Source organism: Agromyces larvae (assembly GCF_022811705.1).
Classification (GTDB): domain Bacteria; phylum Actinomycetota; class Actinomycetes; order Actinomycetales; family Microbacteriaceae; genus Agromyces; species Agromyces larvae.
Window position 1 is genome coordinate 2,909,337 of record NZ_CP094528.1, and the last position, 20,240, is coordinate 2,929,576.

General features: G+C 71.7%; 22 protein-coding genes, 1 tRNA gene and 1 pseudogene. 9 read left to right on the forward strand and 15 right to left on the reverse strand.

The genetic code is table 11. The features are described from left to right. The first annotated feature begins 113 nt into the window (after positions 1–113). The gene (locus tag MTO99_RS13975; RefSeq protein ID WP_243554245.1) at positions 114–752 is read left to right on the forward strand and encodes a TetR/AcrR family transcriptional regulator; all 639 of its coding nucleotides are present in this window, start codon (positions 114–116) and stop codon (positions 750–752) included. Between the two features lie 40 nt (positions 753–792). Here the strand turns inward: MTO99_RS13975 and MTO99_RS13980 are convergent, their stop codons facing one another. Continuing rightward, on the reverse strand, positions 793–1,437 hold the full coding sequence (locus tag MTO99_RS13980) for a MarR family winged helix-turn-helix transcriptional regulator (protein WP_243554246.1): 645 nt from the start codon (positions 1,435–1,437) through the stop codon (positions 793–795). A gap of 97 nt (positions 1,438–1,534) precedes the next feature. Here MTO99_RS13980 and MTO99_RS13985 point away from each other — a divergent pair, with 97 nt between their 5' ends. After that, positions 1,535–2,275, forward strand: a complete 741-nt coding sequence (locus MTO99_RS13985) for a MarR family winged helix-turn-helix transcriptional regulator (protein ID WP_243554247.1) — start codon at positions 1,535–1,537, stop codon at positions 2,273–2,275. A 91-nt stretch (positions 2,276–2,366) separates the two neighbouring features. Here the strand turns inward: MTO99_RS13985 and MTO99_RS13990 are convergent, their stop codons facing one another. From MTO99_RS13990 to MTO99_RS14005, 4 genes are all read right to left on the reverse strand, one after another. Next, on the reverse strand, positions 2,367–3,536 hold the full coding sequence (locus MTO99_RS13990; RefSeq protein ID WP_243554248.1) for a hypothetical protein: 1,170 nt from the start codon (positions 3,534–3,536) through the stop codon (positions 2,367–2,369). A gap of 67 nt (positions 3,537–3,603) precedes the next feature. Next, positions 3,604–4,773: a hypothetical protein gene (locus MTO99_RS13995; RefSeq protein ID WP_243554249.1), complete on the reverse strand. Its 1,170-nt coding sequence runs from the start codon at positions 4,771–4,773 to the stop codon at positions 3,604–3,606. 62 nt (positions 4,774–4,835) lie between these two features. Next, positions 4,836–5,429: a nucleoside deaminase gene (locus MTO99_RS14000; RefSeq protein WP_243554250.1), complete on the reverse strand. Its 594-nt coding sequence runs from the start codon at positions 5,427–5,429 to the stop codon at positions 4,836–4,838. A gap of 38 nt (positions 5,430–5,467) precedes the next feature. Continuing rightward, the gene (locus MTO99_RS14005) at positions 5,468–6,145 is read right to left on the reverse strand and encodes a TetR/AcrR family transcriptional regulator (protein ID WP_243554251.1); all 678 of its coding nucleotides are present in this window, start codon (positions 6,143–6,145) and stop codon (positions 5,468–5,470) included. Positions 6,146–6,275: 130 nt separating this feature from the next. Between MTO99_RS14005 and MTO99_RS14010 the strand changes: the two genes are divergently transcribed. Further along, positions 6,276–7,175 (forward strand): alpha/beta fold hydrolase, encoded by a 900-nt coding sequence (locus MTO99_RS14010; protein WP_243554252.1) that lies wholly within the window; start codon positions 6,276–6,278, stop codon positions 7,173–7,175. Between the two features lie 67 nt (positions 7,176–7,242). Here MTO99_RS14010 and MTO99_RS14015 read toward each other — a convergent pair whose 3' ends face one another. The 4 genes from MTO99_RS14015 to MTO99_RS14030 form a co-directional block, all read right to left on the reverse strand. Continuing rightward, entirely contained in the window at positions 7,243–7,599 is a 357-nt protein-coding gene (locus MTO99_RS14015) for a hypothetical protein (protein WP_243554253.1), read from the reverse strand. 93 nt (positions 7,600–7,692) lie between these two features. Beyond that, entirely contained in the window at positions 7,693–8,376 is a 684-nt protein-coding gene (locus MTO99_RS14020; protein WP_243554254.1) for a carboxylate-amine ligase, read from the reverse strand. Continuing rightward, entirely contained in the window at positions 8,373–8,861 is a 489-nt protein-coding gene (locus tag MTO99_RS14025; protein WP_243554255.1) for a CinA family protein, read from the reverse strand. The genes MTO99_RS14020 and MTO99_RS14025 overlap by 4 nt, the downstream gene beginning before the upstream one ends. 93 nt (positions 8,862–8,954) lie before the next feature. After that, positions 8,955–9,533, reverse strand: coding sequence for a TetR/AcrR family transcriptional regulator (locus tag MTO99_RS14030; RefSeq protein WP_243554256.1), 579 nt, complete (start codon positions 9,531–9,533; stop codon positions 8,955–8,957). An 85-nt stretch (positions 9,534–9,618) separates the two neighbouring features. On the opposite strand from MTO99_RS14030, the gene MTO99_RS14035 reads away from it, so the two are divergent. Then, the gene (locus MTO99_RS14035) at positions 9,619–10,011 is read left to right on the forward strand and encodes a DUF4267 domain-containing protein (protein ID WP_243554257.1); all 393 of its coding nucleotides are present in this window, start codon (positions 9,619–9,621) and stop codon (positions 10,009–10,011) included. Between the two features lie 42 nt (positions 10,012–10,053). On the opposite strand, the gene dcd is transcribed toward MTO99_RS14035, so the two are convergent. Further along, positions 10,054–10,659 (reverse strand): dCTP deaminase, encoded by a 606-nt coding sequence (gene dcd, locus MTO99_RS14040; protein ID WP_243554258.1) that lies wholly within the window; start codon positions 10,657–10,659, stop codon positions 10,054–10,056. Between the two features lie 30 nt (positions 10,660–10,689). Then, on the reverse strand, positions 10,690–11,544 hold the full coding sequence (locus tag MTO99_RS14045; RefSeq protein ID WP_243554259.1) for a hypothetical protein: 855 nt from the start codon (positions 11,542–11,544) through the stop codon (positions 10,690–10,692). 117 nt (positions 11,545–11,661) lie between these two features. Between MTO99_RS14045 and MTO99_RS14050 the strand changes: the two genes are divergently transcribed. Next, positions 11,662–11,735: transfer RNA gene (locus MTO99_RS14050), tRNA-Gly, on the forward strand. 197 nt (positions 11,736–11,932) lie between these two features. Here the strand turns inward: MTO99_RS14050 and hpaD are convergent. Then, complete coding sequence (gene hpaD / locus MTO99_RS14055; RefSeq protein WP_243554260.1) at positions 11,933–12,928, reverse strand: 3,4-dihydroxyphenylacetate 2,3-dioxygenase; 996 nt, start codon at positions 12,926–12,928, stop codon at positions 11,933–11,935. A 128-nt stretch (positions 12,929–13,056) separates the two neighbouring features. Between hpaD and MTO99_RS14060 the strand changes: the two genes are divergently transcribed. From MTO99_RS14060 to MTO99_RS14070, 4 genes and pseudogenes are all read left to right on the forward strand, one after another. Further along, positions 13,057–13,995 carry a LysR family transcriptional regulator gene (locus MTO99_RS14060; protein ID WP_243554261.1) on the forward strand — a complete coding sequence of 313 codons (939 nt, stop codon included), beginning with the start codon at positions 13,057–13,059 and terminating at the stop codon, positions 13,993–13,995. 38 nt (positions 13,996–14,033) lie between these two features. Next, on the forward strand, positions 14,034–14,714 hold the full coding sequence (locus MTO99_RS14065) for a GntR family transcriptional regulator (RefSeq protein ID WP_243554262.1): 681 nt from the start codon (positions 14,034–14,036) through the stop codon (positions 14,712–14,714). A gap of 229 nt (positions 14,715–14,943) precedes the next feature. Further along, a pseudogene (locus MTO99_RS19195) lies at positions 14,944–15,072 on the forward strand (type IV toxin-antitoxin system AbiEi family antitoxin domain-containing protein); the annotation flags it as partial. A 72-nt stretch (positions 15,073–15,144) separates the two neighbouring features. Further along, positions 15,145–15,906, forward strand: a complete 762-nt coding sequence (locus MTO99_RS14070) for a hypothetical protein (RefSeq protein WP_243554263.1) — start codon at positions 15,145–15,147, stop codon at positions 15,904–15,906. Between the two features lie 113 nt (positions 15,907–16,019). On the opposite strand, the gene MTO99_RS14075 is transcribed toward MTO99_RS14070, so the two are convergent. From MTO99_RS14075 to MTO99_RS14085, 3 genes are read right to left on the reverse strand one after another with little or no spacing between them, the layout of a single operon-like run. Next, the gene (locus tag MTO99_RS14075) at positions 16,020–17,357 is read right to left on the reverse strand and encodes a DUF3500 domain-containing protein (RefSeq protein WP_243554264.1); all 1,338 of its coding nucleotides are present in this window, start codon (positions 17,355–17,357) and stop codon (positions 16,020–16,022) included. Continuing rightward, positions 17,350–19,017: a sugar ABC transporter ATP-binding protein gene (locus tag MTO99_RS14080; RefSeq protein ID WP_243554265.1), complete on the reverse strand. Its 1,668-nt coding sequence runs from the start codon at positions 19,015–19,017 to the stop codon at positions 17,350–17,352. The genes MTO99_RS14075 and MTO99_RS14080 overlap by 8 nt, the downstream gene beginning before the upstream one ends. Then, on the reverse strand, positions 19,014–20,183 hold the full coding sequence (locus MTO99_RS14085; RefSeq protein WP_243554266.1) for a sugar ABC transporter substrate-binding protein: 1,170 nt from the start codon (positions 20,181–20,183) through the stop codon (positions 19,014–19,016). The genes MTO99_RS14080 and MTO99_RS14085 overlap by 4 nt, the downstream gene beginning before the upstream one ends. Positions 20,184–20,240: the final 57 nt, after the last annotated feature.

The following is a 20,240-nucleotide window of genomic DNA, read 5'->3' on the forward strand; positions in this document are numbered from 1 at the left end:
CTCCTCGCATCGGCAGCGCGGACGTGCCATCCTTACGGTCAGCGCACGCGCGCGCCGACCGACACGATTTCGAGGCCGGATGCCGCGCCGAGCGCATCGGGAAGGAAACACTGGTGGACGCAGCTCGTACCGAGACCCGCGCGAAGCCCGCGGCCGAGCGGGTGCAGCGCCCGCAGGCGCGCACGCTCGAACGACGTGAGGCCGTGCTCAAGGCGGCCATGAAGGTGTTCGGCGCCCGCGGCTACAACAAGGGCGCGCTCGTCGAGGTCGCCGAGGAGGCCGGCATGACCCACGCCGGCGTGCTGCATCACTTCGGCAGCAAAGAGGGCCTGCTCGTCGCGATGCTGAAATACCGCGACGGCGAAGAGGTCAACGGCGTGCCCGCCCGCGCGCAGACCGAGGGGCCCGCGTTCCTCCAGCACCTCATCGACACCGTCGAGGAGAACACCCACCGGCGCGGCGTGGTGCAGGCGTACTCGGTGCTGTCGGGCGAATCGGTCACCGACGGGCACCCCGCGAACGACTACTTCCACGAGCGACTGCACATCCTGCGCGAGAAGATCGCCGGCGTCTTCGGCGAGGTCACGGGCAACACCGACCGCCAGTCGCTGCTCGACGCCGCGTCGACCCTCATCGCCGTGATGGACGGCCTGCAGGTGCAGTGGCTGCTCGAGCCCGACGCCGTCGAGATGCCGAGGCTCGTGAGCACGGTCATCGACGAACTGGTTGCGCGGCTCGAGTCCGCCCGGTAGCGCGCCGCGTATCGAGACCCCGGTGACCTTCCGCCCGGGCTCAGCCCCGCGGCCACCCTTCGACGAACCGCGCGAGCAGTCGCGCGAACTCGGCCCGCTCGACGGCTGAGAACCCGGCGAGCGCGGTCTCGATCGCCTCGCGCCGACGGCCGACGGTCGCGCTCAGCACGGCGCGGCCGGCATCGGTGACGATCAGGATGCTCCGCCGCGCGTCGCTCGGATCGGGCTCGCGCCGCACGTGACCGGCGTCCACCGCGGCCTGCACGAGCCGACTCGCACGCGGCTGATCGACGCCGATGTGCGCGGCGATCTCGGTGACCGACTGCGGCCCGTGCGCGTCGAGCGCCGCCAGCAGCCGGAACGCGGCGTGGCCGCCGCGGCCCCGACCCGGGTGCTCGTGGTGGCCGGGGTGCTCGTGGTGGCCGCGATGCGGGCCGGCGTCGCCATCGGGCCCGCCGTGCCGTCGACCGCCGAAGCCCCCGCGCGGGCCGAGCGGGCCGAACGGGCCCGGCCCCGCACCGTCGCCGGGTCCGAACGGGCCGCCCGCTCCAGGCGGACCGAACTGCGGACCCCGCCGCAGCGAGCCGAGCGCGGCCTCGATGGCCGCTACGGCGTCGGTCGCGGCATCCGGCTCGTCAGCGGAACCTGACCGTTCGCCGGGAGCGGGTTGACTCGGCACCGACATACATGTCATCCTACATATACATGTCAATTGACATGCAACACCGATTCGCGCATCGCGCGCCGGGCGCTCGCTCCGAGCGCACCGAGAGAGGAACCCCATGACGAACCACGAGTTCACCGAGACATCCGGCTCCGAGAAGCCGGACTTCCCCACCTCCCGCCGACCGCTCGGCTTCTGGCTGAAGCTGGTCGACCGCCGCATCTCCGACGAGATGGGCGCCCTGTTCGCCGACGAAGGCATCACCCGCCGCGACTGGCGCACGCTCAACCTGCTCGCCGGCGACGCCGACGACGAACGCCTGGCCCACAAGCTGCGCCACCGACCCGACCTGCTCGGCCGACTCGCCGACCTCGGCTGGGTCGACGTGCCGGCCGACCCGCACGACGGGCCGTCCCTCACCGACGCGGGCCGCACCGCCCGCGACCGTCTGCTCGAGCGGGTGACCGGGCTGCGCGCCCGGGTCGCCGGCGCCGTGAGCCCCGAGGACTTCGCGACCACGCTCGCGACCCTCGAAGCGATCGCCCGCGAACTCGGGTGGGACGAGTCCCAGCCGATGCCCCGCGGGCGACGCGGCGGCCGCGGCTTCGGACGCCGGTTCGCACACGGGTTCGGGCACGGGCGCCGGGGATTCCCGGGCTTCGCCCCGGGCGCCGGGCCCGAGCACGACGGATACGGGCACGAGCGCGGCGGGCACGAGCGCGACTTCGGTCGCGGCCCCCGGGCCGGTTTCGGTCCCCACCCGCACCCCGCTCCGCACCAGGACGTGCACGTGCACGTCCACGTGCACGAGCACCACGGTCGCAAGCACCGCCGCGGCGAGGCTCCGGGCCGGAGCTGAGTCGACCAGGACCGCGGGCGGTCGCGTCAGCGCCGTCCGCGGTCACCGCTCAGCGGTCGCTGGTCAGCGGTCGCTGGTCAGCGGTCACCGCTCAGCGCAGCAGGGTCGTGAAGAACCCGCCGGCGAACTGCATCAGCCACACCAGCACGATCAGCCCGACGATCACGATCGGCCCCCACTTGATCCCGTGCGACAGGCGTCGCCCGGGCGGCGCAACGCCGGGCGGTGGGCGCAGCGACTCGAGCGGCGCCGCGAAGGGCAGCCCGGGCGCGGGCCGGCCGTCGACGCCCGCAGGTTCGGGGCTCGGCACCGCGGTGGAGCGGGCGGCATCCGCCCGCTCCACCGCAAGCCGGTCGTCGCGCCATCGCTCCCACTGCGCGAGCTTGTCGAGCAGGGCGCCGACCACTGAGAACAACCACGCCCACATGGCCGGGTCGAGCGTCGAGAAGTCGCGCTTGGCGTAGAGGAACAACCAGTCGTCGACGATCTCGACGTCGAGCGCGGCGGCATTGTCGACGAACCGAGCCATGATGTCGGGCGTGAACAGGTAGAGCGCATCGCGCTCGTAGCCCGCGGGACAGTACAGCGTGAAATGACGGTCGAAGTCGCCCTCGAGGCTCAGCCGCTGAGCCCTGTCGAACGCCATGGGCAGATTCGAGCCGAACAGCTCGTTGTTGCCGACGGCGTCGAGCACGATGTGCGGCAGCGGCACGCCGAGCTTGACGGCGACATAGCCCCACGTGTGCACCGCCTTCCGCTTGCCGGCCCGGGTCTGATACTCGTAGTTCGCGAACTCGACGAACCGCGGATGGTCTCCGCGCACCTGGTCGGTCGCCCTCCGCCCGTCGCCCAGGCCGAAGATCATGCCGGGCAACCCCGGCGCGGCGAGCTCTGCCTGGTAGGTCATCCCATTGGCACGCGCGAAGCGGTCGAGGCGGAACATCCGTTCGGCGCGCGCCGCCGCCTTGATCCGCCTGAAGACCAGCACCGCCGCCCCGGTCAGTGCGACGAGCACGAACTGCCCCGTCGGCATGAATCCGCCACCGCCCCGGCCCGCCTGACCACCGACGGCCATCGAGAGGATCAGGCTCATCGCGAGCAGTCCGACGGCGACGCCGACGATGATCACCCCGGTCCAGCGCACTGCGGAACCGGTGGACCCGCCGCGGCCCGAGTGGTGCTGCGCGTACGACCTGACCTGCGCCTTGTCGACGGGTTCGGTCAGGGCGCGGGCGTCGAAGGCGACGGATGCCGACGGCATCCGCCCTCCGGAGGGTCGGCCTGCTGCCGGGGCGGTCATCCGGCCACCTCGCCGTCGTCCGGGCGCGTCACCGTAGCATCATTTCGGAGATCACGCCGGTCAGGAAGATCAGCAGCCAGAGCGCCACGAATCCGCCGATGAGCACGACCGGCCACCGCTTGAAGGTGCGGCCGAGCCGACGGCCTTGCGGTGCCACCTGCGGCTCGGCGATCAGCGGTGGAACCGGTGCGGCGGCGGGCACAGCGAACGGCAGGAGGGAGACCGACGCAGCCGCAGCCGCCGCGTCCGGCGCTCCGGACCGGTCGTCGCGCCACCGCTCCCACTGCGCGAACTTGTCGAGCAGGGCGCCGACCACCGAGAACAGCCACGCCCAGGTCGCCGGGTCGAGCGTCGAGAAGTCGCGCTTGGCGTAGAGGAAGAGCCAGTCGTCGACGATCTCGACGTCGAGCGCAGCGGCGTTGTCGACGAACCGAGCCATGATGTCGGGGGTGAACAGGTACAGCGCGTCGCGCTCGTACCCCTCGGGGCAGTAGAGCGCGAAGTGCCGGTCGAAATCGCCCTCGAGGCTCAGCCGCTGGCCTTTGTCGAACGCCATGGGCAGGTTCGATCCGGTGAGGCCGTTGTTGCCGACGGCGTCGAGCACGATGTGCGGCAGCGGCGCACCGAGCTTGACAGCGACGTACCCCCACTTGTGCACCGTCGCCGTGTTGCCCTTGCCGGTCGTGTACCGGTAGTTGGCGAACTCGACGAACCGCGGCTGCAGGCCGCGCACGAGGTCGAGCGACTGCCGTGAATGACCGATGCCGAAGATCATGCCCGGCAGGGCGGGGTTGCCGAGCCCCGCCTGGTAGCTCATGCCGTTGGCCCGCGCGAAGCGGTCGAGGCGCAGCATCGTCGCGATGCGGTCCGGCACGCGCAGGCGCCACGGCACGACGAACACCACGAGCATCACCGCCATGAAGACCACCTGCGCGATGGCCGAGGGCGTCCAGCGACCCCCGGTCGCGGCGAGCGTGGAGGACAGCGTCGACATCATCACGATGCCGACCATCGACAGCGTCACGACCATGATCACCGCGCGCCGGATGAGGCGGGCGCGCCGACTCGACCCTCCCACCTGGCGGGCGTACGCCTGGAGTTCGGCCTGGTCGATCGGCTGGATCAGGGCGCTGGCGTCGAAGGGAACGGGTGCCGGCGGCACCGCAGTCTCGGGCAGTCGTTGCGCAGGGGTCGTCATCTCATCACCTCGGGTTCCGCTGCCATCCTCCCCCACCTGGGGGCGGCTGCGTGCATCCGGCGTCAGCGTTCGTCGCGGGCGTTGTAGACCACGGCGTCGGAGGCGCCGAACGCGCGGAACACGTCGACCGCTTCGTCGCGCCGCGGCCCGATCGTCACCCGGATGCCGCGCCGCTCGAACTGCTCGATCCAGTCGGGATGCATCGGGCCCTCGTCGAATCCGGTGAGCTCCTCGCACTCGGGGCCGTCGCCGGCGATGGTGAGCCCGCGCACCCCGGACCACATGGTCGCCCCGTAGCACATGACGCATGGTCGCCAGTTGACGACCAGTTCGAGGTCGGCGCCGTCGCCCAGATCCCACCGGCCGAGGCGGGTCTGGGCGAGGCTCAGCGCCATGACCTCGGCATGCACCGAGCTGAGCCCGGTCGACAGCACGACGTTCACCCCGATCGACACGAGTTCGCCCGTCGCCGGGTCGACGACGATCGCCGCGAACGGTCCGCCGTTGCCGGCCCGCCAGTTGCGGTCGGCGAGTTCGTTGACGAGATCCGTGCGCTGTTCGGGTGTGGCGAGCTCGCGTGCGGCGTAGGCGTGCGGGTCGGCGACGAGCCAGCCCGGCAGCGGCGCCGAGAATGCGGTCGCGAGCGCGGCATCCATCCTTCCATCGTGCACCACGATGGAAGGATGCGGCCTCGTCAGGACCGCATCGCGGCTCCGGGCTGCAGCACCAGGTCGGCGATCGCCGGGTCGGCGCCCAGCGCGATGAGGCGCGCGCGGTACGCGGTGCGGGCGCGCCGGTACGGTTCGTCGGTGTCTCGGATGACGGCGAGCAGGTTCATCCACTCGAAGGTGCCCTGGAGCTCGAATCCGAGCTGATCGGGATCGTCCAGGCCCGGCAGTTCGCCCTGCTCGGCCGCGTGACGCGCCTGCACCGCGAGGTAGCCCACCCACCGGTCGAGCACGGCGGCCAGGGCTTCGCGCACCTCGCCCGGTTTGGCATGGAAGTCGGCGGCGGCGGCGGAGAAGAAGCATCCGCCGGGGAAGACGCGGTCTTCCGAGTAGGCGACGACCCGGTCCAGCAGGGCGGTGAGGCGCCGGATGCCGCGAGGGTGCGCCGCACGCGCCGGTTCGATGACCGTGGCGAGGAACCGCTCGCGTGCGGCCTCGACGGCGGCGAGCTGCAGCCGCTCCTTGCTGCCGAAGAGCGTCGCCACGTTCGACTTGCTGACCATGGAGACGGCGGCGATGCGACCGATGGAGAGGTGGTCGAGCCCTTCGACGGATGCGAGATCGACGGCGACGGCGAGCACCGCGCGACGCGAAGCATCCCCTCGGAGCCTCCGCCCGTCGACGATGTCAGCCGGAATCTGCATCCCCCTAGTGTACGCACGAACGATCGTATACTCTGTGGTCTGTTATACGAACGATCGTTCGTACAGATGGACGGCTCAGAGCTGGTGCGCCGCGCGCGCACGCTGCGTCACCGAAGATCCGGAGGTTCCGATGCATCCCACCGTCGTTGCCGTGCTGGCCACCGCGCGCACGGCCGAACGCGTCTCGCCCGTGCTCGCCGCGCGCGTCGCGCAGCCGCTGTTCACCGCCACCCGGCCGCCGATGCGCGTGCGCGACGGCGACCGGGCGGTGCACGCCGCGGCCCGCATCACCCGCCTGCGCGTCCGCGATCGCGACGCGCTCGTCTACGAGTGGGGTCACGGCGCCGAGGTCGTACTGCTCGCGCACGGATGGCGCGGGCGGGCATCGCAGTTCGGATCCATCGTGCGCGAACTGCGCTCCGACGGGTACCGGGTCGTCGCCTTCGACGCGCCCGCGAACGGCGACGCACCCGGTCGGCGCGCCGACATCCGCGACTGGCTCGCCGTCATCGAGGAACTGCAACGCCGCCACGGCCGGTTCCGCGCGATCGTCGGGCACTCGTTCGGCGCAGTCGCCGCGCACACCGCGGTACGCGAGGGCGTCGCGACCGGCGGCGTCGTCGCGATCGCCGGCATGTCCGCCGCGCGGTTCGTGGTCGACGCCTTCGCCGCGGGCGTCGGTCTCGGCACCCCCACCGCCGATCAGCTCGCATCCCGCTTCGCCCGCATCGTGCTGGGTGACGACGACGCGAGGCTCCGGCGGTTCGATGACGTCGCGAACCCGCTGCCGAGCGACGTGCCGCTGCTGCTGGTGCACGACCGCGACGACCGCGAGGTGCCGGTCGGAGAGGCCGTGCGCGTGCACGAGGCCCACGGCGAACGCTCCCGACTCGTGGTCACGACCGGCGGCGGCCACAACCGCGTCCTCGGGCTCGATGCCACCCTCGACGCGGTCAACGCGTTCGTCGCCGGCGGGCTCGACGCGGTCGACGCCTCGGGCCCGCGGCAGCCGGCGGCGGTGCACGGCTGAGCGGGCGCACTGCGGCTGAGCCGGCGGATCCTGCCCGCCCGCGCTCAGCCGCGACGAGGCGTGCCGATCAGCTGAAGAAGCGGTTCGCCGGCTTCGTGTAGAGCAGCAGGATTCCGACCAGCGCGAGCAGCCCCGAGAACAGCGACGACCAGAACGACGACGGCGCCGCGAACAGCAGGAAGAACGCCGACACGAGGTTGATCGCGAACACGATCGTCACGATGATGCGCGACACGTTCGAGCCGCGGAACAGCCCGAGGCTGACCACGATCGTGATGGCGCCGATGATGATGGCCCACACGCCCGCGCCGAAGTTCTGGCCGCCCGGGAACAGTTGGATGACGCCCCCGATGATCTGCAGCGCCCCCGAGATCCAGGCGATCACTGCGACGAGCGTCACGCCGCCGGGTCGTGGTCCGGTCATGTCGGTCCTCCCCCATCTCGTGCGGCGCGGTGGCCGCCTCTGCTCGCCACGGTAGCGCGCACCGGATGCAACGGGAAGGCGCCGCACGCAACGTCACGCAGACCGCGGCGGTGGACCGGCGAACAGGGCGCGCAGCGCGGGCGCCCCTCCGGCGGCGAGCTCGGCGAGCCGCCGGTCGTAGTCGGCCTCGTCGGCGAACCGCGCCGGGATGCCGTGCGTCGTCCACCGCCGCAGCACCACCGTGCGCCAGCTCGCGAACCCGCTGTCCGCGCCGCGGTGGAACGGCGCGTTCGCGGCGAGCGCGGTGAGCATCGGCGTCCACGCCCGCAGCCCGTTCAGCACCCGCACCCGGTCGGCACGGTCGGCGATGCCGACGTGCACGTGCAGGCCGCACACCTGGTGGTCGGCGATCATCGCGCCGATGTCGTCGTGGACGCGCGCGTACCGCGCCTCGGGGAACACCTCGGGATCGTCGCCGCTGTCGAACGGCGTCCCCGTCGACGCCGCGACGACGCCGAACCCGTCGGCGATGCCGGCGAGCACGCTGCGGAAGCGCGCGAGCTCGGCCGTCGCCTCCGCACCGTCGCGGAACACGGGGCTGGCGAACTCGACCTGCGACGCGAGGAACTCCGACGTCGCGGTCTCGAATCCGGCGGCCCGCAGTCGGGCGAGCACCTCGGGCCCGACCGGCGCCGGGCGCAGGGTCTCGGGGTCGAGGAGCACGAACTCCTCTTCGATGCCGAAGCCGGTCGCGTCCGGAGCGGCGGCGTCCGTCACGCGGGCGCCTCGAGTTCGGCGAGCAGGGCGTGCAGCGCCGCCTCGACGGTCTGGTGCACGACCTCGCTCGGGTCGCCGTCGAACCGGTGCTCGTCGACGGCGGCGCGCGGCGGAGCATCCGGATGCCCCACCCGTGCGTGCGCGATGAAGACCGTGCCCGCCGGTTCGCCCTCTTCGGGGCCCGGCCCGCCCGCCCCCGTGACCGCGACCACCGCTTCGACGGGCATGAGGTGCAGCAGCCCCTCGGCCATCTGCCGGGCGGCCTTCGCCGTGATGACCGGCCCGCGGTCGACGCCCAGCACCGCGAACTTCACCTCGGCGTCGTAGGCGACCACCCCGCCCGAGAACCACTCGCTCGCTTCGGGCGCTTTGCCGAGCGTGGTCGCGATCGCCCCGCTCGTGAGCGATTCGGCGACGGCGACCCGCACGCCCGCCGCGAGCGCGGCACGCGCGCAGGCTTCGGCGAGCGCGTCGATCGATGACATGCCTCCTGCCTATCGGCTCACCGGCCGGCGGGGCGAGGGGTTGACGGAGTGTCGACGGGAGCGGGCGAGCGGGCGGACGCGGGTGCCGCAGCCTCAGCGCGCCGAGTCGGCTCCGGCGATGAGCGCGAGCAGCGCGCGCAGCCGCACGTCGCGGTCACCTGGGATGCGCTGGCTGCGCTGCAGCAGGGTCAGCCCGTGCAGGCTCGCCCAGAGCAGCTCGGCGAGGGTGTCGGGGTCGTCGGCGAACGGCTCGACCGCGCCGCGGAGTTCGGCGAATCCCGCACGCAGTTCGGGCTCGGTGCGTTCGTCGGCGAACGCGAGGGCGGTGCCGCGAACGAACATCGCGTCGTACATGGCCGGGTGGGCGTCGGCGTAGCCGAGGTAGGCGCGGCTCGCGGCTTCGAGGGCGCCGCGGTCGTCGGATGCCTCGGAGCGGGCGTCGGCGAGAGCTCGTGCCAGCTCGGCGAACCCCTCGACCGCGACCGCGTCGATGACCGCGTCCATCGAGTCGAAGTGCGAGTAGATGACCGGCTGGGTGTAGTCGATCGCGTCGGCCAGACGCCGCGAGGTGACCGCCTGCCACCCCTCGGTCTCGGCGAACTCGCGTGCGGCGGCCAGAATCGCGAGCCGCCGCTGTTCGCGACGCCGCGCCATCCGTTCACTGGTTGCCACGAATCCAACCCTAGCGCCGCGATGAAAGAGATGCTAGCGTCGCTAGAAATATTTCAGTGAAAGAATCCCTACGAAAGGCCCCGAATTGGATCTCACGCAGTTCACCCCCGCCACCTGGATCGGCGCCGTCCTCGCCATGCTGCCCACGCTCGGCATCATCCTCATCGGCATCAGCTACGCCATCGCCCCGACCGCGATCTCCCGCGGGTTCGGGTTCACGAGCGAGATCACACCCGAGGTGACCCCGTGGCAGCACATCAAGGGGCCGCGCGACATCGTGACGGGGCTGCTCGTCATCGTGATCCTGATCGGCTTCGGCCCCGCAGCCGCAGGTGTCGCACTGCTCGTCGAGACGCTCATTCCGATCGGCGACGGCGTGATGATCCTCCGCAATCGCGGTCGGGTCGCCACAGCGGTCGGCGTGCACTTCGCCACCGCCGCGCTCATGATCGTCGCGGGCGTGCTGCTGCTGGTGTAGCCCGCGCCGGACGACGCGCCCGGCGAGGCATCCGTTCGGTGGTTACGCGCCCGTCGCGCCCGCATCCGTGACGCTCACATCGGTGCGGTGGAAGTTCTGGAACGATCGCGACGCCGTCGGCCCGCGCTGCCCCTGGTAGCGGCTCGAGTAGTCGGCCGAACCGTACGGCTTCTCGGCCGGCGACGACAGCCGGAAGAAGCACATCTGGCCGATCTTCATGCCCGGCCACAGCTTGATCGGCAGCGTCGCGACGTTCGAGAGCTCGAGCGTCACATGGCCCGTGAACCCCGGGTCGATGAAGCCCGCGGTCGAGTGCGTGAGCAGGCCGAGCCGGCCCAGCGAGCTCTTGCCCTCGAGTCGCGCGGCGACGTCGTCGGGCAGGGTGACCGCCTCGAACGTCGACGCCAGCACGAACTCGCCCGGGTGCAGGATGAACGGCTCGTCGGGCCGCACCTCGATGAGGTGGGTCAGCTCAGGCTGGTCTTCAGCCGGATCGATGAACGGGTACTTGTGGTTGTCGAAGAGCCGGAAGTACCGGTCGAGCCGCACGTCGACGCTGCTGGGCTGCAGCATGCTCGGCTCGGACGGCTCGAGTCGGATGCGGCCGCGGTCGAGCTCGGCCCGGATGTCACGGTCTGAGAGCAGCACGGCAGCCAGCCTAGCCAGCGCTCGCGGATCTCAGTGCGTCGTCGGGAACTCGGTGCGCAACGCCGTCTCGGGCCGGCAGCCCAGCTCGCCCGGCTGCAGCAGGATCCGCTGCACGTGGATCCGCTCGGCGACCCCGCCCTCGGCGCGAACCAGCAGGCAGTCGCGTGCGTCGCCCATCGCGAGGCCGACCCGATCGCCGTCGCGGAGCACGCGCACCTCGGCGACCGGGCGACCGTCGGGGTCGGGCGGCAGCTGCGCGGCGATCGTGGCGGCAAGCTCGTCGGCCGAGGCATCCGTCATCGTCGTCGTTGCCGCGGCGAGCGCCGCGACCGCGACCGCCTCGGCGGACTCGGGCACGACAGCGCGCGGATCCGGGGGCGGCGCGACCTCGGTGAGCGGGTCGGGGCACGCGGTGCCGTGCACCGACCCCTCGATCCACCCCCACCGGTCGAACTCGACCCGCACGCAGTGGTCGTAGGGAGCTCGGTCGCGGTCCGAGGCGACGGTCAGCCGGCTGGCGAGCACCAGCGCGCCGACCGGCGCATCCCACGCCGCATCGGTGCGCGGCTCGATCGCGACGAGTCGCAACGGCTCGGCGCTGTCGGGCGAACCCGGGATCCAGCCCGAGTCGCCCCGCGGTTCCACGCCGGTGCCGACCAGTTCGTCCTGGATGCTCCGCGCGTACGCGCCGATCGCATCCGCCGGCGCCTCAAGCCCCGGCGACTGGGAGACGAACCCGGCGCCGTCGGCCGCAGCGGCGACCTGCTCCTGGATGGCGTGCTCGAGTCGCTGCTGCCCCGGTGACGCGCATCCGGCGAGCGACGCGGTCGCGGCGAGCGCGATGCACACGGCGACGATGCGGTGTCGAAGATCGATGGCCCCCATGGGGTCAGCCTCTCGCAGGCCGTATGCGCGACGCGGCACGTTCGTCGTGTGGCGGGCCGGATGCGGGATTCGGCGACGGCGTTGTTAGGATGATTCGACGCCGCGATTGCGGCGAACGCCGATGTAGTTCAATGGTAGAACTTCTGCTTCCCAAGCAGACAGCGCGGGTTCGATTCCCGTCATCGGCTCCACCTCTGGCCCGCTCGGACGCATTCGCCGACCAGTCTTCTTCGCGCTGCTTGTGTGCCCGCACGCGGCTCCGGCAGTGATGCGTCTGTGGCATACGGCGCCCGCCGGTGCGCGCGCCTCCGGCACTGATGCCACAGGCGCATCAGTGCCGGAGGCGCCGGAGAGGTGTGCCAGGAACCGGGCGCGACGGGCACCCCGCTCAGTGGATCCCGAGGTAGTCCTCCAGCGTGTCGGGGTTCGCCGTCAGCAGCGGCTCGTGCACCTCCTCGCCGGGGAACTCGCTGGCCTCGAAGAACCAGCGGCGCGAGGCGGGCATGCCCCACAGCTGCGCCCGGCGCGGGTCGGTGACGTCCCACCGGATCGGCGGGGTCTCGAGGTCGATGAACTGGTAGTGCGTGTTGAACAGTTCGACCCGGTGCTGGTCGGGGTCGCGCAGGTAGAGGAACAGCGCGTTCGAGATGCCGTGCCGCCCCGGTCCGCGGTCGATCTCGTTGCCCGCGCCGAGCGCGCCGGCGACGTCGGCGGCGTGGATGAGCGACGTCGCGTCGGGCACGGCGAACGCGAAGTGGTGCAGCCGCGGGCCGCGACCGTTCGTGAACACCAGGTCGTGGGTGTTGCCCTTGACCTCCATCCACGAGCCCCAGAGCTCGTCGGTGCCGTCCTTCGCGGTGTACTCCGACATCCGCATGCCGAGGCTCGTCCAGAAGTCGGTCGCCTTCTGCACGTCGTAGGTGACGACCTGGTAGTGGTCGATGCGCTGCGGGGCGCCCGAACGGTACTCGTCGTAGCGCTGCATCTTGCGCTCGACGACGTCCATCTCGCTGGTGAACTCCATGAGTGTGCCGACGGGGTCGCGGAACTGCAGCGTCGGGCCCTGGTGGTCGCGCTCGACGCGCTGGAACTCGATGTCGTTGGCCTTGAAGAACCGCTCGGCGAACACGATGTCCTGCTCGCTGCGCACTCGAAGTCCGACACGACGCGCCTGCGCGACATCCGATTGCTCGAGGATCAGGCTGTGATGCGCTGCCTCCTCGAGACCGCGCAGATAGATCGCGTCGCTCGTCTCCTCGGTCACCACGAGTCCGACGACGTCGCGGTAGAAGTCGCGGCTCTTGGCGAGGTCGGTGACCGCCATCGTGACGTGGCTCGCACGCGTGATCTGAAAGGGCGGGTTCGGGTTGGTGACCGGCAGCATCGGCGTCTCCAATCGATCGGATGTCTCGCAGCCAGCGTCACACCGCAGGGCCGCCGGCGGAACTACCGTCTCACTCTGGTCGCCATACACCAGAGCTATATCGGATGCCACGAACTAGTCTGCTTCCTATGGAACTGCGCGAGCTCCGCTACTTCGCCGCCGTGGTCGAGGCGGGCTCGCTCACCGCGGCCGCGGCTCGCCTGCACATGTCCCAGCCACCGCTCAGCGTGGCGATCGCGAAGCTCGAAACCGAACTCGGGGTGCGACTGCTCGTGCGTTCGTCGCGCGGCGTCGAGCCGACCAGCGCCGGGCGGTACCTGCTGGATGCCTCGACCCGCGTGCTGGGCGAGGTCGACGAGATCGTCGCGACCATCCGCCGCTCCGCTGGCGGGGCGAGCGGCACCCTCACCCTCGCCGCGGTGCCCGTGCTCATGTGGCACCGCATCCCGTCGCTCGTCCGCGCGCACGCGGCCGTCGCGCCCGACATCGAGATCCGGCTCGTCGACCCGCCGCCGTGGACCGCACTCGACCTGCTCGCCCAGCGCCGCGTCGACCTCGCCGCGATCATGGTCGCCGACCACGGCCGCTTCATCGCGCGGCACCGCGACGCGTACGACATCGTCGACTGGGGCGACGTGCCGCTCGTCGCGGCGCTGCCGCCGGGCTCCGAGGCATCCGACCGCGTCGCCCTGCGCGACTTCGACGACCAGATCGTGTTCCTGCCCCAGCGGACCGCCGCCGTGCCGAGCCTGCCTGAACTCGTCGACGCCGCGTTCCTCCGGCACGGCATCGTGCCGCGCGACGTGCGCACCGTCGGCACCATCCAGACGATCGTGCCGCTCATCGAAGCCGGCGTCGGCCGTGCCCTCCTGCCCGACCCCGATCGCGCCAGCCTCGGCAGATTCGACCTCACGGTGCGGCCGGTGCATCCCGATCCGGGCGCGCTGCGCGTGCTCGTGCTCACCGGGCGGGGCGGGTCATCCGACCCTGCCGTGCGCGGGCTGCTCGACCTGATCGGCGCACCCGGCGCACCGGCCGCGAGCGAGCCGGTCGCAGATCGTGTGTGATTTCCCATACAATCGACGAACGCACGAGAGGACCGAGGATGCCACCGAGCAAGGCCGAGCAGTCGTACGTCATTCTCAAGGCGCGCATCATGGACGGCACCTACGGCCCCGGCTACCGCCTCGTGATCGACCAGCTCGCCCGTGAACACGGCATCAGTTCGGTGCCCTGGCGCGAATCGCTGCGCCGGCTCGAGGCCGAGGGCTGGGTCGACATCATCCAGAACGTCGGCGCGGTCGTGCGCACCTTCGACGCGCACGCGTTCGAGCGCACCATCCGACTGCTCTCCCGCCTCGAGGGCCTCGCCACCTCGCTGTCGGCACCGCACCTCACGGCCGACGACCTCGCCGCGGCGCGCTCGCTGAACGAGCAGATGGGCGAAGCGCTCGCGAACCTCGACACCAACCTCTTCGGCGTGCTCAACCGGCGTTTCCACCAGCTGCTGTGCTCGAAGTGCGACGACGACCGGCTCAACGACCTCGTCACGAACGAGTGGGCGCGGCTCGACTTCATCCGCCGGTCGGCGTACTGGTATGCACCCGGTCGCGCCCAGGCATCGGTCGTCGAGCACGGCGAACTCCTCGACCTCATCGAGTCGGGCGCCGATGCCGACACCATCGAGACCGCCGCGCGCCAGCACGAGGTCAACACCCTCGCCGCCGTGACGACCTACGATGCGGCCCTCGCGGGCCACGCCCCGAGCGAGTCCGAGCTCGCCTGAGCGCCGCCTCCCGCCCCCGCCGCCCGCCCTCCGCCCTTCACCCCGATCAAGGTCGATGCGTGCGTCCACGCCCGCCCCGGGGCATCCGTGGACGCCCATCGCGACCTTGACGACGGATGAGCCGCGGCCGCCGGCGAGCGCTCCTCCCCACCTGCTGCGGGCGCATGGTTCTCCACGGAACGAATGAGCGCCCCATCGCCGGCGCTGCGCAGTGATGGAAGCTGCGGCGATGGATCCCCGTCTCGTCCCCGGGCCGCACGGCCTCATCCTCACCAGAGACGCCCGAGACCTCGGCCTGGACGCCGCCCTTCGAGCGGCTCGCCGGGCCGGTGAGATCGAGCGCGTACGCCCGGGCGCCTACCGTGTCGTCTCCGATCGGCCCGCGCGCTTTCCGAGCCAGCGGCACGCACAACTGGTCCGAGCCGCCGCCGTGACCCTCGAGCGACCGATCTTCACGTCGTACTCGGCCGCGGCGGTGCTCGGGCTGCCGATCATCGGGCGCTGGCCCGACGACGTGGTGCTGCTCGGCGCGACCCGCAACGGCCATCGACGTCGTGGCGTCGTCGAAGTGTCACGCATCGGCGAACCCGCCATCGTGGAGGTGGGCGGCATCCTCATGACGAGCATCGAGTACACGCTGATCCAGCTGTGCCGTGCGGCTCCCGTCGCAGACGCACTCGCCGCCGTCGATGCGGCGCTTCGCGCCCCTCGCCACCCCAAGGACCGTCCGGCACTCACGACGATCGAGCGGCTCCGCGCAGAACACGAACGGATGCTTCCGTACCGCGGGAGCCGGCGCACCGAAGCCGTGCTCGAGCGTGCCACCGATCGCTGCGACAGCGTGCTCGAGACGGCGAGCCGGCTGCTGTTCGAGCGCCACGGCTTCGCCGAGCCCGAACTGCAGCACTCGCTGTACCTCGACGAGCTCGGCATCACCGCCCAGGTGGACTTCTTCTGGCGCGACGTCGAGGCGGGCGCCGAAGCGGACGGACGCGGCAAGTACCGCCGAGCCGACATCGCGGAGTCGGCGGAGACGGTCATCGCCGAGAAGGATCGTGAGAACGCGCTTCGCCGGCGTCTGCGTGCCTTCGACCGATGGGACTGGCGCGATTGCCGCGCCGAGACGCCCGTCGTGCGCCGCCTCGACGCGATGGGCGTCCCGCGCACCCGTCGACCCCGGTCGCTCGGGTGACCTCCAAGGTCGTTCTGTGCGTGCGAGTGCCCGAGCGGGCGACCTCGCATGCACAGATCGACCTTGCTGCGGGGGGGGCGGAGGCGGGGGGCGGGGCGGGGGGCGGGGGCGGGTTAGGCGCGGGCGCGGGCGCGCCATTGCGCCAGGTAGGCGCGGGCGTAGTCGTTGCCGTTGGGCAGGCGGAGGGTCGTGTGCACGTGGAAGCGCGCGGGCAGGCGGTTGCTGAGCCAGACGCCGGCGTGGTTGTCGAGCTCGGCGAGGATCACGGGGCTCTGCACACGGAAGTACACCGGCTGCGTGCCGTCGGTCGCGCCGTACCACGAGAACCACGTCTCATCGAGGTACGCGTCGTACCGTTCGAGCGCACGCCGCCTCGACGGCTCGCGCAGCAGCAGCAGGAAGTCCTCGACGATCCGGCGCAGCAGGGCGCGCTGGCGCTCGTCGAGCCGCGACACCGGGATGCCCTCGTACGGCACCACCCGGTTGTCCTGGAACGCCCCGGCGACATGGCGCTCGTCGGCCGGGTGCAGCCTGCCCTCGGGCATGGCGGGGTCGAGCACCGAGGCGTAGACGACGGCCTCGGCGCGCTGGGCGGGCGTGAGCGAGGCGGCGAGCTCGAGGGCGAGCCGCTCGCGCTCGTCGAACAAGGGCGGCCGCGCGCCATCGGAGAGCGCCGGCTCGGCACCGATGAAGACCGGCGCGATGACGTCGACCCCGGCCACGGTCGCGAAGTTGACCGCTACGTGGTGGCCGAACAGCTGCCAGCCCCACGGGGCATCCGTCGACGGGTCGCCGAACAGGCTGAACCAGTAGCTGCGCTCGTTCATGATCGTCGGCAGCTCGGTGAGTTCGCCGAGGAACCCGTTCAGCGCCATCGCCTCGCGCACGCGCGTGTATCCCTCAGGGCTGAGCGAGGCCTCGACGACCGCGAGGATCGCCTCGACCTGCGGCTCGGCGAGGTCTTCGAGGCGGAGCCCGTTGCGGTGGAAGACGAACTCGGGGTTGCTCCAGCCGCGCCAGTCGGGCGCGTCCATCGGGTAGCGCAGGCGGTCGAGCTGGTCGGGCGCGAGCGTCGCGAGCAGGTGCCGAGCGGATGCCACGAGCGAACCGTCGCCCGCGGCGCCGGCGTCGGCATCCGCGTCGGCGCCCGCGTCGCCGCCCGCATCGGGGAGCGGCCAGACCTCGTCGCGCACCACCCCGTCGGCGGTGACGCCGCGGAACGGCTCGGCGTAGCGCGCATCCCAGTCGGCGAGCAGCTCGCGCAGGAACTCGTTGCCCTGCCGGGCCGCGGTGAACTCCTCGTACGACATGCCGCGCCAGGGCGCGAGCTCGTCGTCGTCGAGCGCGTAGAGGTACTGCCGGTAGCTCGCGGCGTCGAGGGTGACCGCCTCGTCGCGACCGCTCACCCGTGCGGTCGAGAAGAACCCGTCGATGTCGCGGTCGTCAGTCATGCGGAGCATCCTCGTGCGATCCGGCCGACGGCTCCGACAGCGGGGCGCGCTGGCGGAGCTTCGCCCGCGACCCGTCGGCGTAGATGGCGCCGACGATGTCGTCGGGGCTCATGGGGGCGGTGAGCTCCTGCCGCACCGCGCCGTCGGCGAACACGAGCACCCGGTCGCAGACGAGCGAGAGCTCGTTCTCGTCGGAGCCGGCGACGAGCACGAACGTGCCGTCGGCGGCGGCCCGCCGGATGGCGTCCGCGATGACGTGCCTGGCGCCGATGTCGACCGCCTGGGTCGGTTCGTGCAGCAGCAGGAGGTCGGGGTCCGTCGCGAGCCACTTGGCGACGAAGACCTTCTGCTGGTTGCCGCCGCTCAGCGTCGCGACGGGCACGTCGGGGCGCGGCGGTCGCACGTCGAGCCGTTCGATCCACCGCTCCGCGAGGGCTCGCTCGCCGCGGATCGAGAACGGCATCAGCTGGCGGCGCGCGCGCGACGTCTGCGGGAACGCGACGTTCTCGGCGACCGAGAGCGTGCCGGCGATGCCGGCGTGTTCGCGCCCTTCGGGGATGAGCGAGATACCGGCGGCGATCGCGTCGCTCGGGGACAGGCCGGGCAGCCGGATGTCACGAGCGGATGCCTGGGCGCCGGTCGACTCCGCGGCGGGAATCGTGACCGACCCCGCCGATGCGGGGGACACGCCGGCGAGCAGGTACGGCACGTCGTCGTACCCCGAGCCCGCCAGGCCGGTCAGGCCGAGCACCTCGCCGGGGCGGATCTCGAAGCCGATGTCGTGCACGCCGAGCCCGGTGACGCCCTCGACCCGCACCGGTGCGCCGTTGCCGGCGGCGGGCCGGTCGTGCTCGCCGAGCTCGATGAGGTCGCGACCGAGGATGAGGGTGGTGAGCGTCGCCTCGGTCATGCCGGCGACCTCGCGGCCGGACTCGACGACGGCGCCGTCGCGCAGGATCGTCACCCGATCGGCCGCGTCGACGACCTCCTCGAGGCGGTGCGTGATGAGCAGCACGGCGGTGCCGGTGGCGACGATCTCGTCGAGCAGGGTGAAGAAGCTCTCGAGTGCTCGCCGGCCGAGCGCGCGGGTCGACTCGTCGAAGATGATGAGACCGTTGCCCGGCGTGGCATCCTGCAGGGCGCGCGCGATCGCGACGACCGCGCGTTCCTCCTCGTTCAGCGATCCGACGCGCGCGTCGAGCGGGACGTCGCGGTGGATGCGGTCGAAGACCGCCTTCGCGGCGGCGCGTTCGCGCTTCCAGTCGACCCGGCGGAACGGGCCGGTCGCTTCGAGCCGGCCGACCCGCAGGTTGTCGAGCACCGTGAACTCGTCGACGAGTCCGAGGCTCTGGTGCACGATCGCCATGCCGCGAGTGCGGGCGTCGAGCGGGGTCACGGGCAGGTCGAAGGGGCGCCCGTCGAACGAGACCACCCCGCCCGGGTCGGGAGTGTAGAGCCCCGAGAGGATCTTCGCCACCGTCGATTTGCCCGAGCCGTTCTGGCCGACGAGGGCGTGCACCTCGCCGGCGCGGACGTCGAACGAGATGTCCTTCAGCACTCGGCTGCGGCCGAACGTCTTCGACAGCGAGTCGACCGCGAGCCGGGTGCCCCGGGGTGCGGGCGTCTCCGCCCGCACCCCGTCGATGGTGCCGAGGGTCACGCAACACCCCACAGCGCGAGGAAGTCGTCGCGGAAGGTGGTCGGACCGAACCACTCGCCCGACGCCTCGGCCTCCTCGGTCAGCTCGATCGAGTCGATGTTGTCGCGGGTGAAGAGGCGCACGGGGATGGTGTACTCGGGTGCCGGCGTCCCGGTGATGAGGCGCAGCGCCAGGTCGGCTTCGACCCAGCCCTGGTAGGCGTTCGCCTGACCGGTGGCGGCGTAGAGGTAGGTGCCCGAGGCGAGGGCCTGCAGGCCGCCGACGCCGACGGAGCCGGTGACGCCCTTGACCGAGTCGATCATGCCGGCCGCCTGCACGCCGCCCTGGGTGGGCTGGAGGAACTGCGCGAAGTCGTTCACGACGTAGCCGATGGTCGGGTCGTTCAGCAGGGCGGCGCTCACCGACGGCGTCACCTGCGGGAAGTTCGACGACGAGACGTCGTTGATCGTGACCGTGCAGTCGGGGCAGATCTGCTCGAGCTCGTCGAGGCCGGCCTGCACGTAGGCCTTCTGCGAGGGGCCGTCGGCGGTGCGGTTCATGAGGATGTTGGCCGTGCCGTCCGAGTCCTTGGTGATCCACTGCGCGATCGCGACCTCCTGGTCGGAGCCGCCCGCGGGCACGAAGCCGAGGGTCTCGGAGGTGGGGTGGTTCTCGTCGGCGATCTGGTTGGCGATGATCACCGGGATCCCGGCGGCCTGCGCCGCGTCGAGCGCGTTCGCGGCGAGCCCGTACGGCACCGCGTCGGTGACGATGGCGGCGGCGCCGGCCTGGGTGCCCTGGCCGATGCAGGAGCCGATGTCGCTCGGGTTGCCCTTGCCGTCGCAGACCTGCACGTCGATGCCGACGTTGCCGAGGGCCTCGGTGAGCTGGGCGCTCACGATCGAGAACTGCGGCGACTGGAGGGTGATCGGCACGTAGTAGACGGTCTGGCCGGCGAGGTCGGCGACGCCGTCGATCGGCTCGGAGGGGATGGGGTACGCGTCGAGCGGCGACGAGACGGCCTCGAGGGCCGCGTCGAGCGACGAGTCGACGTTGCTCTCGCTGCCGGTGGTGGCCGCGGGCGGCTCGGCGCCGGCCTCGCTGCACCCGACGAGGGCTGCGGCGGTCACGGCGATGGCACCGGCGGCGAGGATGCCCCGGGCGCGACGTGCGGTGATGGTGTTCATGCTGTGGGTTCCTTACTCGGCATCGTTGACAGTTCGGATTGCGGTGGTGCGCCTGCG

Bases quoted from the DNA above. Each gene is read 5' to 3' on its own strand.
- MTO99_RS13980 (WP_243554246.1), bottom strand. From the start codon at position 1,437: ATGTCGGTGCCGAGTCAACCCGCTCCCGGCGAACGGTCAGGTTCCGCT.
- MTO99_RS13985 (WP_243554247.1), top strand. From the start codon at position 1,535: ATGACGAACCACGAGTTCACCGAGACATCCGGCTCCGAGAAGCCGGAC.
- MTO99_RS13990 (WP_243554248.1), bottom strand. From the start codon at position 3,536: ATGCCGTCGGCATCCGTCGCCTTCGACGCCCGCGCCCTGACCGAACCC.
- MTO99_RS13995 (WP_243554249.1), bottom strand. From the start codon at position 4,773: ATGACGACCCCTGCGCAACGACTGCCCGAGACTGCGGTGCCGCCGGCA.
- MTO99_RS14000 (WP_243554250.1), bottom strand. From the start codon at position 5,429: ATGGATGCCGCGCTCGCGACCGCATTCTCGGCGCCGCTGCCGGGCTGG.
- MTO99_RS14005 (WP_243554251.1), bottom strand. From the start codon at position 6,145: ATGCAGATTCCGGCTGACATCGTCGACGGGCGGAGGCTCCGAGGGGAT.
- MTO99_RS14010 (WP_243554252.1), top strand. From the start codon at position 6,276: ATGCATCCCACCGTCGTTGCCGTGCTGGCCACCGCGCGCACGGCCGAA.
- MTO99_RS14015 (WP_243554253.1), bottom strand. From the start codon at position 7,599: ATGACCGGACCACGACCCGGCGGCGTGACGCTCGTCGCAGTGATCGCC.
- MTO99_RS14025 (WP_243554255.1), bottom strand. From the start codon at position 8,861: ATGTCATCGATCGACGCGCTCGCCGAAGCCTGCGCGCGTGCCGCGCTC.
- MTO99_RS14045 (WP_243554259.1), bottom strand. From the start codon at position 11,544: ATGGGGGCCATCGATCTTCGACACCGCATCGTCGCCGTGTGCATCGCG.
- hpaD (WP_243554260.1), bottom strand. From the start codon at position 12,928: ATGCTGCCGGTCACCAACCCGAACCCGCCCTTTCAGATCACGCGTGCG.
- MTO99_RS14060 (WP_243554261.1), top strand. From the start codon at position 13,057: ATGGAACTGCGCGAGCTCCGCTACTTCGCCGCCGTGGTCGAGGCGGGC.
- MTO99_RS14065 (WP_243554262.1), top strand. From the start codon at position 14,034: ATGCCACCGAGCAAGGCCGAGCAGTCGTACGTCATTCTCAAGGCGCGC.
- MTO99_RS14075 (WP_243554264.1), bottom strand. From the start codon at position 17,357: ATGACTGACGACCGCGACATCGACGGGTTCTTCTCGACCGCACGGGTG.
- MTO99_RS14085 (WP_243554266.1), bottom strand. From the start codon at position 20,183: ATGAACACCATCACCGCACGTCGCGCCCGGGGCATCCTCGCCGCCGGT.